13 protein-coding genes are annotated in these 14,711 nt (G+C 70.7%); 4 read left to right on the plus strand and 9 right to left on the minus strand.

What is annotated here, in order from left to right; all coding sequences use genetic code 11:
* Window positions 1-75: 75 nt before the first annotated feature.
* From ACFV8T_RS02415 to ACFV8T_RS02430, 4 genes are all read right to left on the minus strand, one after another.
* Window positions 76-1,221: a glycosyltransferase gene (locus tag ACFV8T_RS02415; RefSeq protein ID WP_385323566.1), complete on the minus strand. Its 1,146-nt coding sequence runs from the start codon at window positions 1,219-1,221 to the stop codon at window positions 76-78.
* Between the two features lie 180 nt (window positions 1,222-1,401).
* Window positions 1,402-2,871 (minus strand): MFS transporter, encoded by a 1,470-nt coding sequence (locus tag ACFV8T_RS02420; protein ID WP_385323568.1) that lies wholly within the window; start codon window positions 2,869-2,871, stop codon window positions 1,402-1,404.
* A gap of 170 nt (window positions 2,872-3,041) precedes the next feature.
* A complete protein-coding gene (gene arsB / locus ACFV8T_RS02425; RefSeq protein ID WP_385323571.1) occupies window positions 3,042-4,157 on the minus strand; it encodes an ACR3 family arsenite efflux transporter in 1,116 nt (371 codons plus the stop codon).
* On the minus strand, window positions 4,154-4,462 hold the full coding sequence (locus tag ACFV8T_RS02430; protein WP_385323574.1) for an ArsR/SmtB family transcription factor: 309 nt from the start codon (window positions 4,460-4,462) through the stop codon (window positions 4,154-4,156). The genes arsB and ACFV8T_RS02430 overlap by 4 nt, the downstream gene beginning before the upstream one ends.
* A gap of 90 nt (window positions 4,463-4,552) precedes the next feature.
* Between ACFV8T_RS02430 and ACFV8T_RS02435 the strand changes: the two genes are divergently transcribed.
* Window positions 4,553-4,975: an arsenate reductase ArsC gene (locus tag ACFV8T_RS02435; RefSeq protein ID WP_385323577.1), complete on the plus strand. Its 423-nt coding sequence runs from the start codon at window positions 4,553-4,555 to the stop codon at window positions 4,973-4,975.
* Between the two features lie 419 nt (window positions 4,976-5,394).
* Here the strand turns inward: ACFV8T_RS02435 and htpG are convergent, their stop codons facing one another.
* Window positions 5,395-7,326 carry a molecular chaperone HtpG gene (htpG, locus tag ACFV8T_RS02440; RefSeq protein ID WP_385323580.1) on the minus strand — a complete coding sequence of 644 codons (1,932 nt, stop codon included), beginning with the start codon at window positions 7,324-7,326 and terminating at the stop codon, window positions 5,395-5,397.
* Between the two features lie 137 nt (window positions 7,327-7,463).
* Between htpG and ACFV8T_RS02445 the strand changes: the two genes are divergently transcribed.
* Entirely contained in the window at window positions 7,464-7,919 is a 456-nt protein-coding gene (locus ACFV8T_RS02445) for a hypothetical protein (protein ID WP_385323582.1), read from the plus strand.
* 34 nt (window positions 7,920-7,953) lie between these two features.
* On the opposite strand, the gene ACFV8T_RS02450 is transcribed toward ACFV8T_RS02445, so the two are convergent.
* Genes ACFV8T_RS02450 through ACFV8T_RS02465 form a run of 4 tightly spaced genes read right to left on the minus strand, consistent with a single transcriptional unit; the run spans window position 7,954 to window position 10,891 of the window.
* Window positions 7,954-8,757, minus strand: coding sequence for an SDR family NAD(P)-dependent oxidoreductase (locus ACFV8T_RS02450; RefSeq protein ID WP_385323584.1), 804 nt, complete (start codon window positions 8,755-8,757; stop codon window positions 7,954-7,956).
* A gap of 57 nt (window positions 8,758-8,814) precedes the next feature.
* Window positions 8,815-9,597, minus strand: a complete 783-nt coding sequence (locus ACFV8T_RS02455) for an SDR family NAD(P)-dependent oxidoreductase (protein ID WP_385323587.1) — start codon at window positions 9,595-9,597, stop codon at window positions 8,815-8,817.
* Window positions 9,554-10,303 carry a GntR family transcriptional regulator gene (locus ACFV8T_RS02460; RefSeq protein WP_385323590.1) on the minus strand — a complete coding sequence of 250 codons (750 nt, stop codon included), beginning with the start codon at window positions 10,301-10,303 and terminating at the stop codon, window positions 9,554-9,556. The genes ACFV8T_RS02455 and ACFV8T_RS02460 overlap by 44 nt, the downstream gene beginning before the upstream one ends.
* Window positions 10,304-10,336: 33 nt before the next feature.
* A complete protein-coding gene (locus ACFV8T_RS02465; protein WP_385323592.1) occupies window positions 10,337-10,891 on the minus strand; it encodes a VOC family protein in 555 nt (184 codons plus the stop codon).
* A gap of 138 nt (window positions 10,892-11,029) precedes the next feature.
* Between ACFV8T_RS02465 and ACFV8T_RS02470 the strand changes: the two genes are divergently transcribed.
* On the plus strand, window positions 11,030-13,246 hold the full coding sequence (locus tag ACFV8T_RS02470; protein ID WP_385323595.1) for a thiamine pyrophosphate-dependent enzyme: 2,217 nt from the start codon (window positions 11,030-11,032) through the stop codon (window positions 13,244-13,246).
* A 37-nt stretch (window positions 13,247-13,283) separates the two neighbouring features.
* Window positions 13,284-14,591 (plus strand): 2-oxo acid dehydrogenase subunit E2, encoded by a 1,308-nt coding sequence (locus ACFV8T_RS02475; protein WP_385323597.1) that lies wholly within the window; start codon window positions 13,284-13,286, stop codon window positions 14,589-14,591.
* The last annotated feature ends 120 nt before the right edge of the window (window positions 14,592-14,711 follow it).

The raw sequence follows: 14,711 nt of genomic DNA on the forward strand, positions 1-14,711 counted from the left end.
CCCCGCGGCAGTGCCCCGGCGCGGCGACTCCCTCCGTACGGACGTGCGGGCCGCCGGCCCCGTCGTGGTCCGGGATCACGGTTCGAGGGTGCCGAGCAGCTCCGCGGCCTGGGCGGTGGCCCGCATCTCGTCGGCGAGGGACTGGGCCCGCGCACGGTACGACGGTTCCTCCAGGACCCGTTCGGCAGCCGCGCGGATGCTCCGTACGTCGTCGGGGCCCAGCTTCGGCGGCTCGTCCACCGGGCCGCCGGTCGGGGTGACGGCCGTCCCCGCCCCCGCCGCGGCCACCAGTCGGGCGTTCTCCGGCTGGTCGGCGAAGAGGGGGACGCAGACCAGCGGGACGCCGGCCGCCAGGGCGCCGTAGACCGTTCCCGAACCGCCGTGGCAGACCACGAGGGAGGCACTGCGCAGGACGTCCGCCTGCGGCACCCACGGCTCCACATGGACGTGGGGCGGCAGCGGTCCGAGGTCCTGCACATCGATGTGGTGCCCGGTCGTGAGCAGTACGCGCACCGGCAGTACGCTCACCGCCTCCAGAACCGCCCGGTACAGGCCGATCGCGGTCGGCAGGGCGCCCGCCTCGGTGCCGAGGGTGATGTTGACGAGCGGTTCCTCCGCTCCGCCCCACCAGTCCGGCAGCGCCTGCGGCCGAAGGGCTTCGTGGTAGCGGTGGGTCACGGCGTACGGCGAGGGGTCCAGGGAGGCCGGCAGGCGGGTCAGATACGGGGACGCCAGGAGCCGCTGCGCGATGCCGGGTCCGTACGGGTCGAGCACCGGGCCGAGGACCGGGTCGGTGGCCCCGGTGAACCGCGCGGCGGAGACCGCGACCCGGGCATGCGGGATTCCATGACGCTCGGCGGCCACCACCGAGGCGAACTCGAACGCCTCGTGCAGGACGAGGTCGGGGCGCCAGTCGCGGCAGGCCTCCTCCAGTGCGGGAAGCATCGCCGCGGTGCCGAGCCGGCCGAACACCTCCCCGACCATCATGGCGACGCCGTCCTCCGGGGACAGTGCCAGCCCGCGCGCCATGACCCGCGCGAGTTCCTCCTGGGGCGGCTCCCCGCCGATGCGGTACGGCTGTTTCCGGGCCGCCAGTAACGCTTCGAGTGCCGGCGGGGCGACGACGAGCACGTCGTCACCTCTTGCCGTGCACGCGTCGATGAGGGGGACGAGTGGTTGGAAGTGGCCCGAGCCTCGGGTCGAGGCGAAAAGTACACGCATGGGGCCGAGCCTAGGGATCTTCGCCCTCCGCCCACAGGACCACTTTCCGCCTGATTCCGGCGCGTTTCCGGTGTTTGTTCCCCGACTGCCGTCGGGGCCGGGCCTGCGAACCGGACACACACCTCGCCGGCCGCGCGGGCATCGTCGCCCGGATACCCGGAGCCTGGGCCGCGCTCGGGCTCACGCGCTGCGGGCCCGGGTGGCGAGCAGGGCGGCCAGGACGCCGGGTACGAGCAGCAGCCCGAAGGCGGCGGCGTAGCCGATGTGGTCGTTCGAACCGGCACCCAGGAAGGCGTTGAAAACGGCGGAGGCGACTCCCAGGATCAGGATCTGGCCCAGGTTCTGATTGGTCTGCATCGCGCTGCTGGCATAGCCCTGTCGGCCGGTCGGGGCGTGGGAGAGCGACAGCACGGTGAGGGACGGGGCGAGCAGTCCCATGCCGACCGCGGCGACGACCATCGACGACGCGGCAGTGATCGCCGGCATCCCGGGCAGCGACCCGACGGCCGCGATCACGACCGCCCCCGCCTGCACCAGCGCACCGATCACCACCAGGCGGTGGCGCGGGGTCCGTTCCGGAAGCCGGCCCTGCACCCAGGACGAGGCTGCCCAGGCCAGGGCGGCGCCCGTGAAGGCCAGCCCCGTCACGACGGGGGCCACGTCCCGGCCGGTGACGAGCATCAGCGGCACCAGGGCCTCCAGCGTGAAGAACACACCCGAACTCAGCCCGCGCAGCAGCACCGTGGCCGGCAGGCCGCGCGCGGCACGCCAGGTGCCCGCCGGCAACAGCCGTGAGGCGAACAGCACCAGCAGGGCAAGGCCGCCCGCCGCGAACAGCAGATGACGCCTGTCCCAGCCCGATGCGCCGTACTGGCCCAGCGCCGCGCCCACGCTCACCGCCACCGCGACCATCAGTGCGGGGCGCGGTGTGCTGTCCTCCGAGGGCGCGGGCACGGTCTGCCAGGAACGGCCGCGCAGCACGGCCACGACCGCCAGTGCCGGAAGGGCGGTCAGAGCTGCCAGGCCGTAGAACACCACACGCCAGGACCACCAGTCGGCCACCAGCCCGGCCAGCGGAGGACCGACGAGTGACGGAATGATCCAGCAGGCACTCATCAACGCCAGGGCACGCGGCTGGAGACGGTCGGGATACGCCTGGCCGATCGCGGCGTTGATCGACACCGCGACCATCCCGCCCGCCACTCCGTCCACGAAGCGCCCGGCGGCCAGTTGCCAGATCGAGGTGCTGGCGGCCGAGACCAGCAGGGTGACCACCGCCAGCACCATGCCCGCCGCCAGCGGGCGGTGCGCCCCCGCACGGTCCGCCCAGTGACCGCCCAGCACCCCGCCCAGCAGACTCGCGGCCACGAAGCAGCCCGCCACCAGCGGGAAGAGCGACACCCCGTCCAGATCCTGTGCGGCCGTCGGCAGTGTGGGTACCACGGCCAGCGCGGCGAGCCCGGTCAGGAACATCACTGCGGCGAAGCTGGAGGTGGCCGCCGCGTACGTTCGGGAGAACAGTCCGCCCGCGGCCTCGGACCCTATGGGCAAAAGCCCGGCCGCCGTCGCCCGCTCACCGCATGCCGTCGTGGCCGGTTCCGTGGACGTCACGGATGTGTCGGGCGATGTGCTCTCGGTGGCATCAGTCACGGACGCACAAGCTATGCGGGCCGCACGTTCCCGTGCCACAGGTTTTCCGCGGCCGGCCCGGCCCCGGACGTGGGCCGTCGGCCGTCGGCCGTCGGCCGTCGGATCCGGACGAGGCGGCCGGCAGCCCCCTGACCGGCCGGCTCGCCTCCCTGCCCCGCCCGCTCACCACGTCACGGGGCCTGGGCCGCCGGGGCCGGGGCCGGGGCCGGAAAGCTTCTGCGCCAGGCCAGTGACACGTACACGAGACCGATCAGGACCGGGACTTCGATGAGCGGGCCGACGACGCCGGAGAGCGCCTGGCCGGAGGTGACGCCGAAGGTCGCGATGGCGACGGCGATGGCGAGCTCGAAGTTGTTGCCCGCGGCGGTGAACGCCAGTGTGGCCGTGCGGTCGTAGGCCAGTCCGAGAGCCTTGCCGAGCAGGAAGGTGCCGAAGAACATGACCGCGAAATAGACGAGCAGCGGAGCGGCGATCCGTACGACGTCCAGTGGCTGCGAGGTGATCGTCCTCCCTTGCAGGGCGAAGAGGACGACGATCGTGAAGAGCAGCCCGTACAACGCCCACGGGCCGATCCTCGGCAGGAACGTCGCCTCGTAGGACTCACGGCCCGCCCTCCGCTCACCGATGCGGCGGGTGAGGAAGCCGGCCAGCAGCGGGACGCCGAGGAACACGATGACGTTGAGGGCGATGTGCCACACCGGTACGTCCAGTCCCTGACCGTCGCCCAGACCCAGCCACCGGGGCAGCAGGTCGAGGTAGAACCAGCCGAGCAGGCCGAACGCGACGACCTGGAACACGGAGTTGAGCGCGACGAGCACGGCGGCTGCTTCACGGTCGCCGCAGGCGAGGTCGTTCCAGATGATGACCATGGCGATGCAGCGCGCGAGGCCGACGATGATCAGGCCGGTGCGGTACTCGGGCAGGTCCGGCAGGAAGATCCACGCCAGCGCGAACATGACGGCCGGGCCGACGATCCAGTTGATGACCAGCGAGGACACCATCAGCTTGCGGTCGCCGGTCACGGTGTCGAGCTTGTCGTAGCGGACCTTGGCCAGCACCGGGTACATCATGACGAGCAGACCGAGCGCGATCGGCAGGGAGATCCCGCCGACCTCGATCTTCGCCAGCACGTCGCCCATCCCCGGAACCAGCCTCCCCAGCCCCAGACCGACGGCCATGGCGAGCAGGATCCATACCGCGAGGTAGCGGTCGAGAGCGGAGAGCTTCCCGACGATCGAATCGTCGTCGCCCACCGGGGCGACGGTGGCGGGTCCGGTGGAGTTCACGGGCAGGCCCGCTTGTTCCCGGCGGCAGCGCGGGCGGACTCGGCCAGCGCGGCGAACTGCTCGGAGAGGCCGGCCAGGGCCTCGGGGCGCAGCCTGTAGTAGGTGAACCGGCCGCACGGCTCGGTGTCCACCACTCCGGCCTCGCGCAGCACCTTCAAGTGATTGGACAGATTGGTCTGCTTCGCTCCGGTCTCCTCGACCAGGTGCGTCGTGCAGAGCGTCTCGCGCGCCAGCAGGGCCACGATCCGGAGGCGGAGCGGATCACCCAGCGCCCGGATCAGATCAGGATCGACTGAAGTCAGCATGGACTGATACTTTCACATCAGCACTCGCTGATACCAGCGGGGACTGATGTCATTGGCGACTGGTGCCGCCGTGCGACGAGAGAGTTGTCCATGCCCGAGACCGCGCGCAAGCCGTCCGTCCTGTTCGTCTGCGTCCACAACGCCGGCCGTTCCCAGATGGCCGCCGCCTGGCTGACCCGTCTGGCCGGTGACCGCGTCGAGGTCCGTTCCGCGGGATCCGATCCCGGCGGGTCCGTCAATCCCGCCGCCGTCGAGGCGATGGCCGAGGTCGGCATCGACATCTCCGCCGAGAGCCCGAAGATTCTCACCGTGGACACGGTCCGCGAGTCCGACGTGTGCGTCACCATGGGCTGCGGCGACACCTGCCCGGTCTTCCCCGGCAAGCGCTACCTCGACTGGAAGCTCGACGACCCGGCCGGGCAGGGAGTGGCGGCCGTCCGCCCCATCCGCGACGAGATCAGGACCCTGGTCGAGGGCCTGATCGCCGAGATCGCCCCGCGGACCGCGCCGTGAGCGCCCGCCGCGCGTGAGCCGGAAAGGCACGCGTGGGCGGGCGGGACGGCGCATGGTCAGGCGGGACGGCGGCCGGGAAGCGGACCGGAGCGCCGGGGAAGGGGCCGGCCCTCAGGGAGCCGGGGCGCAACCGGGCCACTGCCCGTACCTCGATCCTCGCTCCGGACCGCGTGGTTCGCATCCGGATCGGCCCACCGCCACCGGCGGCCCCTCCCGCCGCCCCGCGTGCCGGCGGGGCCGTTCCGGCCGGTGGGCCACACCTCGGCTGTGCGAGGCGTGGCCCACCGCGAGGAGTCGCCGTCCTGCCGCTGCCGGTGCCGATCACCGACAGCGGCCGAAGCCGCCGACTCCTGCGCAGAGGCCGGTCACTGCCCGGGGGACGGCGAGGCGCCGCCCCGATCGTGCGGGAGCGATCGTGTTCACAGGGTGCGTTCGAGCCGGTCGGCCATCAGCCTGACGAAGCGCGAGGGATCGCCCAGTTCACCGCCCTCGGCCAGCAGCGCCAGATCGTGGAGCAGTTCGGCCGTCTCCTGGAGAGCGGTGCCGGCGTCCTCGCCGCGTTCGGCGTGGGCCCGGTTGAGGCCGCTGACCAGCGGGTGCTCCGGGTTGAGTTCCAGGATGCGCTTGACCTGGGGTACGGCCTGGCCCATGGCGCGGTACATGTTCTCCAGGGCCGGCGTCACATCGTGCATGTCCGAGACGATGCAGGCGGGCGAGACGGTGAGGCGCGAGGAGAGCCGCACCTCCTTGACGGTCCCGCTCAGCCGGTCCGTCATCCAGCCGAGCAGATCCGCGTACTCCTGCTGCCGGCCCTCGCGCTCGGTCGCGGCCTCCTTCTTCTCCTCCTCGGTGCCGAGGTCGACCTCGCCCTTGGCCACGGACCGCAGCTTCTTGCCGCCGAACTCGGGCTCCGCCTCGACCCACACCTCGTCGACGGGGTCGGTCAGCAACAGCACCTCGACGCCCTTGGCGCGGAACGCCTCCATGTGCGGGGAGTTCTCGATGGCCTGCCGGGACTCGCCCGTCAGGTAGAAGATGTGCTCCTGACCGTCCTTCATCCGCTCCACGTACTGCCGCAGAGTGGTCGGCTCGTCCTTGTCGTGGGTCGTGGCGAAGGACGAGACACCGAGGATCGCCTCGCGGTTCTCGAAGTCGCTGAGCAGCCCTTCCTTGAGGACGCGGCCGAACTCCCGCCAGAACGTGGCGTACCGCTCCGGTTCGGCGGACATCATGTCCTTGACCGTCGACAGCACCTTCTTCGCCAGCCGCCGGTGCATCAACTGGATCTGGCGGTCCTGCTGGAGGATCTCGCGCGACACGTTGAGCGACAGGTCCTGCGCGTCGACGACGCCCTTGACGAAGCGCAGGTACGGCGGCATCAGCGCTTCGCAGTCGTCCATGATGAAGACGCGCTTCACATAGAGCTGGATGCCGCGCTGGTACCCCTGCATGAACAGGTCCTGGGGCGCGTGCGACGGGATGAAGAGCAGCGCCTGGTACTCGAACGTGCCTTCCGCCTGCAGGCGGATGGTCTCCAGAGGGGCACTCCAGTCGTGGCTGATGTGCTTGTACAGCTCGTGGTACTCGTCGTCGCCGACCTCGTCGCGCGAACGCGCCCACAGGGCCTTCATCGAGTTGAGCGTCTCGGGCTCGCGCGGGGCGTCGTCGGTCCCCTCGGCGTCGTCCGCGCCGTCCGCCGCCTCGGGGGCCATCCGGACGGGCCAGGTGATGAAGTCCGAGTACCGCTTGACGATCTCCCTGATCTTCCACGGGGAGATGTAGTCGTGGAGCTGGTCATCGGTGTCCTCCGGCTTGAGCCGGAGCGTGACCGCGGTCCCCTGGGGAGCGCCGTCGACGGTCTCGATCGTGTACGTGCCCTCGCCGGCCGACGTCCACCGGGTGCCCTGGCTCTCGCCCGCGCGCCGGGTCAGCAGCGTCACCTCGTCGGCCACCATGAAGCTTGAGTAGAACCCGACACCGAACTGGCCGATCAGTCCTTCGGCCGCGGCGGTCTCCTCGGCCTCCTTGAGGTCCCGCAGGAACTTCGCGGTGCCCGAGTTCGCAATGGTCCCGATGAGCTGGACCACTTCGTCGTGAGACATCCCGATGCCGTTGTCCCGCACGGTCAGCGTGCGGGCCTGCCGGTCGGTCTCGATGGCGATGTGGAGATCGGACACGTCCGCGTCGAGCGAGTCGTCGCGCAGTGCTTCGAGTCGCAACTTGTCGAGCGCGTCGGAGGCGTTGGAGACGAGTTCGCGCAGGAACACGTCCTTGTTCGAGTAGATCGAGTGGATCATCATCTGCAGAAGCTGTCGCGCTTCCACCTGAAACTCGAACGTCTCAGTGGGCATATCCGTGATTCCTTCTCAGGTCCGCGGGCTGGGATCTGGCCTGAGCACTTTAGATCAGCTGGTCATCACCCCGGGGCCGAGTGGCTCAGAATGGGCGGATGAGGCGAAGCGGTGGAGGCCACGGAGCGACGGGTCCAGTGCCCGGGGACGCGAGGCGGAGGCGGGCGCACGGGGCGGTCGGCCTGGCGGGGGCCGCCGTGCTGCTGGTCGGCGGGTGCGACGCCCTGAACACGGACAAGACGCCCGAGCGCATCAAGGACGGCACCGCCGAGCTCGACCTGACCGTCACCGGACGCCCCACCCCCGGCACCCTCGCCACCGCCGAACGCGTCCTGGCCCGTCTGAAGGCCCGTGATGCCGAGGGTCTGGCCGGGCTCGCCGCGAAAGGCGGCGGCACCAAGGACGACGCGCGGCGCTGGGTGACCCGTTGGGGCGGCGCCGCCCAGCACCCGGTCACCGCGGACTTCCTTCTGGGGGAGAAGGAAGCCTCCGTCGACGTCCGTTTCACCGGTGAACGAACCACGTTGACGTTGCGGCTGAAGGACAACAACTACGACGACAGGTTCCGGGTGCTGCTCCGGGAGGACCGGTGAAGCAGTGGTCGAGGGCGTCCGGCCCGGGAACCGGTCAGCCCGGCGCCATCGCGTAGCCGTCGGCGGTCCAGCCGCCGTCGCTGACCATGACCTGGCCGGTGATGTTCGCGGAGACCCCGGAGGACAGGAAGAGGGCGAGATGCGCGATGTCCTCCGGGCTGCCGAGGCGGCCGCGCGGGGTGCGGCGGCGAAGCGCCTGTGTGTCGAGCCGTCCGGTGTCGGAGAGCCGGGTCAGCAGGTCGGTCTCGACGTACCCGGGTGCGAGCGCGTTGACCCGGATGCCGAACGGGGCCCACTCGACGGCCAGGACCTTGGTGAGGGCCGCGACGGCGGCCTTGGTCGCGCAGTACGCGGCGCGCTCGGGCCCGGCGGTCACCCCGTACATCGACGAGGTGGTGAGAATGACGCCTCCGTCGGCCTCGCGCATGATGCGGGCGGCGGCGCGTGCGCAGACGAAGACCCCGGTGAGGTTGACATCCAACGCGGTGTTCCAGCGGTCCAGTTCGAGGTCGAGGGAGGGCGCGTTGGCGGACACACCGGCATTGGCGACCATGACGGACAGCTTTCCCGTCCGGGCGGTGAACGCGGTGAGCGCCGCCGTCACGGCGTCCTGGTCGCTCACCGGGGCGGTGGCCGTCCCGATCACCTGGTCGGGGCGGCCCGCCGCCAGTGCGGGCCGCACCCGGTCCAGTTCGTCGCCGTCGATGTCGAGCAGCAGCACATGGCAGCCGGCGCGCGCGAACGCGTCGGCCATCGCCAGGCCCAGGCCGCGCGCGGCACCGGTGACGCATACGGACCTGCCCCTCAGGTCGGGGTAGATCGCCGCTTCCGTCGTCATGTTCCGTTCCGTTCCCACTCGCTCTGCCGCGTTCTCCACCGGTGTGTTCGGGCCTGCTCAGATCATGTGCATTCCGCCGTTCACATGGATGACCTCGCCCTGCACGAAGCTCGCCGCGGGTGAGCACAGGAAGGTGACGACGGAGGCCACTTCCTCCGGCCTGCCCAGGCGGCCGAGGGGGGTGGTGGCGAGTGCGGTGTCGCCGCGGGCGGTGACGTAGTCGCGGGTCATGGAGGTCTCGATGATTCCGGGCGAGACCATGTTGATGCGTGCCCTGGAGCCGAGTTCGCAGGCGAGGCTGCGGGAGAAGGCGAGCAGTGCGCCCTTGGTCGCCGCGTAGTGGGCGTGCCGGACGCTGCCGCGGTGACCGGCCATGGAGGTCAGATTGACGATGCTGCCGCCCTCGTTGAGGTGGGGCAGGACGGCGCGGGTGAGGTAGAAGACGCCGTCGAGGTTGACCGAGATGACGGTGTGCCACTGCTCGTCGGTCATGTCGGCGACGGCCTGCTCCGGATAGATCCCGGCCGCGGGTACGAGGAAGTCGACCGAGCCGAACGTCTCGACCGCGGCGGCGACGAACGCGTTGTTGCTCTCCGGCGAGGCCGCGTCCAGGGTGCGGGTGATCACGGTCGCACCCGTGGGGTCGAGCGTCGCGGCGAACTTCTCCAGTACCGCGGCGTTCAGGTCGCCGAGCACCAGGTTGGCGCCGGCCGCGTGGAACTGGCGGGCCACCTCGCGGGCGATGCCGCCGCCCGCGCCGGACAGGAGGAGGGTGCGGCCCTCGAAGGGGCGGGCGTCAGCCCGCGGTGTCTGCTGCGTCTGCTGTGTGGTCGCTGTCATGGTCGTCCTCTGTGAACAGTTCGGGATGTCGGGCCAGTTCCAGCCGCGTGCGGCGGATGTGGCCGGTGAGAAAACGTTCGGCGTCGACGGTGTCGGCCCGCTTGATCGCGTCGATGATCAGGCGGTGCTCGGCGTGGATCAGTTCCCAGCCGCTGTCGCCCGCGAGCCGGGCGAAGGCGCGGCGGTAGTGCTGTGTGGTGTTCCAGAACCGGTCGACCATGGCGGTGATCTGGGCGACGCGGCATCCGGCGTAGGTGAGCAGGTGCAGACGGCCGTCGAGGGCCAGGAAGCGGTCCACGTCGGTGGTGAGCTCGATCTGCCGCGCGATCGTCTCCAGTTCGGCGACCTGCTCGGCGGTCAGGTTCGGAATGCTCTCGCCGAGGGCGAGCGGTTCCAGGCGTTCGCGGATCTTGTAGACGCCCTCGCACTCCGCCATGTCCATTCTGGAGACCCAGGCGCCACTGTTGGACTTCACGACGGTCAGGCCCTCGGCCGCCAGTATCCGCAGGGCCTCGCGTACGGGCAGCCGGCTGGCGCCGAGCTGCGCGGCGACCTGCTCCTGCATGATCCGTGCGCCGGGGCGCAGTTCACCGCTCAGGATGGCGGCACGCAGATGGTCCGCGACACGCTGGCTGGCGACGGCGGCACTGGATCCGGACGTACTGGACCCGGACGGGTCGGATCCGGTGGTCGGCTTGCGTGACATGGCTCTCCCTGGTGCGGTGTCTCGGCAGCGTGTTCAGACGGAAGGCTGCCACAGCCGTACCGGTGAGTCGGCTTCGTACTGCTTGCCATCCGGGTAGGAGACCAGCTCCAGCTGCATCCCCCAGGGAGCGAGGAAGTAGACCCAGCGCTGTCCCTCGCTCGGGCCGGAGCTGGCCGTGGGCTCGCCGAGGATCCGTACGCCGTGCCGCCGCAGATGCGCCACGGCGGCATCGAGGTCGGTGACGTAGAAGGCGAGGTGGTGGCCGCCGACGTCGCTGTTGCGCGGCGGTCGCGTCTCCTGTCCGGGGGCCTCGTACTCGAAGATCTCGAAGTTCGGACCGCCGGCGCACCGCAAGAAGCGCAGCTCGCGCATCACGGCGCGCGGGTGGACGCCGAGGTGGTCGCTCATCCAGGTGCCGTCGGAGCGGAACGGACCGAGCGAGTAGACGTGCTCGCAGCCGATCACCTCGACGAAGAACCGGGTCGCCTCTTCGAGGTCGGGAACGGTGAAGCCGATGTGTTCGACACCGGCCAGTCCGGGAAGTCCCTGCTCCCGTTCATCTGTGGAATGGATCCATCTATCCGCCATGCATCTCACATTGCGCCGCCATAGGTGCCGCAGTCAATGGATATTCCCGAAATCTGAACGTAACGTTCCGGTAACGAGGTATTGGCTATGGATCCATTCACTGCGACAGTGCTCACCGAATCACACAGGAGAGTGCTCATGCCCACACACCGGAAACTGGCCCCCGCCTCACCGTGGACCGAGGTGACGGCGACCAAGAAGGACTGGCACGGCGCGGACCCGCGGCTGCTGACCTCGATGTTCACCCAGACCCTGCTGATCAGGACCTTCGAGGAGTACGTCCTCGACCTCGCGGGCCAGGGGCTGGTCCATGGGCCGGCGCACTCCAGCATCGGCCAGGAGGGCGGCGCCGTCGGCTCCGTGCTCCCGCTGACCGGCGCGGACTTCGTCGGCGGCTCGCACCGGGGACATCACCAGTTCCTGGCCAAGGCATTGGGATACGTCGCGCCCGGCGGCATCGACCTGCGACGCCCCGTCGACGCGGAGGTGCGCACCGTGCTGCAGCGCAGCCTGGCCGAGATCTGCGGCCTGGCGAGGGGCTTCTGCCGGGGGCGGGGCGGATCCATGCATCTGCAGTGGCGCGAGGCCGGCGCCATGGGCACCAACGCGATCGTCGGCGGCGGCGTGCCGCAGGCGGCCGGGTTCGCCTGGTCGGCGCGGCAGGCCGGCACCGATGCCGTCTCGGTGACCTATTTCGGGGACGGCGCGGTCAACATCGGCTCCGTGCTGGAGACGATGAACCTCGCCGCCGCCTGGAAACTTCCGGTCTGCTTCTTCATCGAGAACAACAAGTACGCCGTCTCCACCCACGTGGACGAGGCGACGGCCGAGCCCCGGCTCTCGGCGCGCGGCCTGGGCTTCAACATCCCCAGCTGGCGCGTGGACGGCATGGATCCGCTCGCCGTGTACCTCGCCATGAGCGAGGCCGTGGACCACATGCGGGCCGGCCAGGGACCGACCATCGTCGAGGCCGAGGTCTACCGGTTCTTCCACCAGAACGGCCCGTTCCCGGGCAGCGCCTTCGGCTACCGCACCAAGGACGAGGAGAAGGAGTGGCGGGCCCGCGACCCGCTGGCCCTCGTCTCGCGGCAGCTCGTCGAGAACGGCGTCCTGAGCGCCGACGAGATCGAGGAGTGCACCGCACGGGCCAAGGCGGTCATGGCCGCCATCGGCGACGAACTGCTGGAGCCCGACCCCGACGGCAAGCCGGGCACCCGCCGCATCAGGCCCTCCGAATGGCCCGACCCGTCCTTCCGCGACGTCGGTGTGCGGGGCGACCTCAGCGAGTTCGACGACGTACGCATCGCCGACATCGGAACCGGCACCGACACCGGCACCGGACCGGATGCCTTCCAAGGGCGCCTGGAACAGCGGAAGTTCATCGACGTCGTGGCCGAGGTGATGAGCCGGCGCATGGCCGAGGACGCGTCGGTCGTCGTCATGGGTGAGGACGTGCACCGGCTCAAGGGCGGAACCAACGGCGCGACCAAGGGCCTGGCCGAGGCCCACCCCGACCGTGTCCTGGGCACGCCGATCAGCGAGAACGCCTTCGCGGGGCTGGCCGGCGGCATCGCGCTCGACGGCCGGTACAAGCCGGTGGTGGAGTTCATGTACGCCGACTTCATGTGGGTCGCGGCGGACCAGATCTTCAACCAGATCGGCAAGGCCCGGCACATGTTCGGCGGCGACGGACAGGGGTCCGGCGTCCCGCTCGTCCTGCGCAGCAAGGTCGCCATGGGCACCGGCTACGGCTCCCAGCACTCCATGGACCCGGCGGGAATCCTCGCCACGGCCCCCGGCTGGCGAATCGTCGCCCCGTCCACGCCCTTCGACTACGTGGGCCTGATGAACTCCGCGCTGACCTGCAAGGACCCGGTCGTCGTACTGGAGCACACCGACCTGTACAACTCGGTCGGTCCGGGCCCGGTGGACGATTTCGACTACTGCCTGCCCGTGGGCAAGGCGGCCGTGCGCCGCACCGGATCGCGGATCACCGTCGTGTCGTACCTCGCGATGACCAACTACGTCCTGGAGGCCGTCGAGCAGCTGGGCCTGGACGCCGAGGTCATCGACCTGCGCTGGCTGGACCGCGCCGGTCTCGACTGGGACACCCTCGGCGCGAGCATCCGCAAGACCAACAACGTGCTCATCGCCGAGCAGGGCCCCGTGGGCACCTCCTACGGCGGCTGGCTGTCCGACGAGATCCAGCGCCGCTACTTCGACTGGCTCGACCAGCCGGTGGAGCGCGTCCAGGCCGGCGAGTCCTCGCCCAGCATCAGCAAGGTGCTGGAGCGGGCGGCCATCGCACGGACCGAAGAGGTCGTGGCCGCGCTCCAGCGGGTCACCGGGAACTGACCCTCCCCGTACGAGAGAACACCCAGGAGGGTTGATCATGGCAGAACTGTTCCGAATGCCCGCCGTGGCCGCCGACGCGGCAACGGCCGTGCTGTCCGCCTGGCAGGTGGCGGAGGGGGCGTCGTTCACGAAGGACGACGCGCTGGTCTCCATCGAGACCGACAAGGCCGAGGTGGACGTCGCCGCCGAGCAGGACGGCGTACTTCTCAAGACGTTGTACGAGGCCGGTGTCGAGATCGAGGTCGGCGACCCGATCGCCGTGCTCGGCGCCGTCGGCGAGCAGGCCGGCGACCTCGACGCGCTGCTGGCGGAGCTCGGCGTCGGCGCGCCCGTCGCGGCCCCGAAGGCGGTGCGCCGGGACGTCCCGGAGGCGCCGGCCGCAGAGAGCCCGGCCGCTCCGGCGCCCTCGGCGTCCCCCTGCACCGGTGAGCCGGAGCGCGGCGGGCGCGTCTTCAGCAGTCCGCTGGCCCGCAGGCTGGCCCGGGAGGCGGGCCTCGACATCGAGTCCCTCACCGGCACCGGGCCCGGCGGCCGCATCGTCAGGCGGGACGTCGATGCCGCGGTCGCGGCCCGGCCGGCACCGGCGCCGGAGTCGGCCGTCGCCCCGGCCCCGGTCCCCCCGGCAGCCTGCGCCGTGCCGCAGGCCGCCGCCCCCGCCCACACCGGCGACCACGAGGACATCCCGCACAGCCGGATGCGCCGGGCCATCGCCAGGCGCCTGACGGAGAGCAAGCAGCACACCCCGCACTTCTATCTGCGGGCGACCTGCGCCGTGGACGAGCTGCTCGCCCTGCGGCAGCGGATCAACGCCGTCAGCCCGGTCAAGGTCTCGGTCAACGACCTGTTGATCAAGGCCGTCGCCACGGCACACACACAGGTGCCGGAGATGAACGCGGTGTGGCAGCCGGATGCCGTCCGCCGGTTCCGTACCGTCGACGTCTCGGTCGCCATCGCCACCGGGACGGGCCTGGTGACCCCGGTGCTGCGCGGGATCGAGAACCTGTCGGTGTCGGCGATCGCCACGCGGACCCGCGCGTACGCGGAGCAGGCGCGCTCCGGGGGGCTTCGGCCCGCCGACCTCGAAGGCGGATCGATCACCGTTTCGAACCTCGGTATGTACGGGGTCGAGGAGTTCGCCGCCATCATCAACCCGCCGCAGGCCGCGATCCTGGCCATCGGCGCCGCACGCGACGAGGCGGTGGTCCGCGACGGTGCGGTCATCGCGGCCAAGGTGCTCGGCGTGGTCCTGTCCGTGGACCACCGTCCGGTGGACGGCGCCGTGGCGGCGCGCTGGCTCGCGGCCTTCACCGAGGCCGTGGAGAACCCGGTCCGACTCGTCGTCTGAACCCACCCCGGCGGGAGGGGGGGGGGGGGGGGGGAAGCGGGGAGAAACCCTAGCCCCCCCCCCCCCCACAGTGTCTCCGAACCCCCCCCCTCTTTCCTGTTTTTTTCCCAGCGCCCTCCT

Source organism: Streptomyces sp. NPDC059832, from assembly GCF_042731715.1.
Lineage (GTDB): Bacteria > Actinomycetota > Actinomycetes > Streptomycetales > Streptomycetaceae > Streptomyces.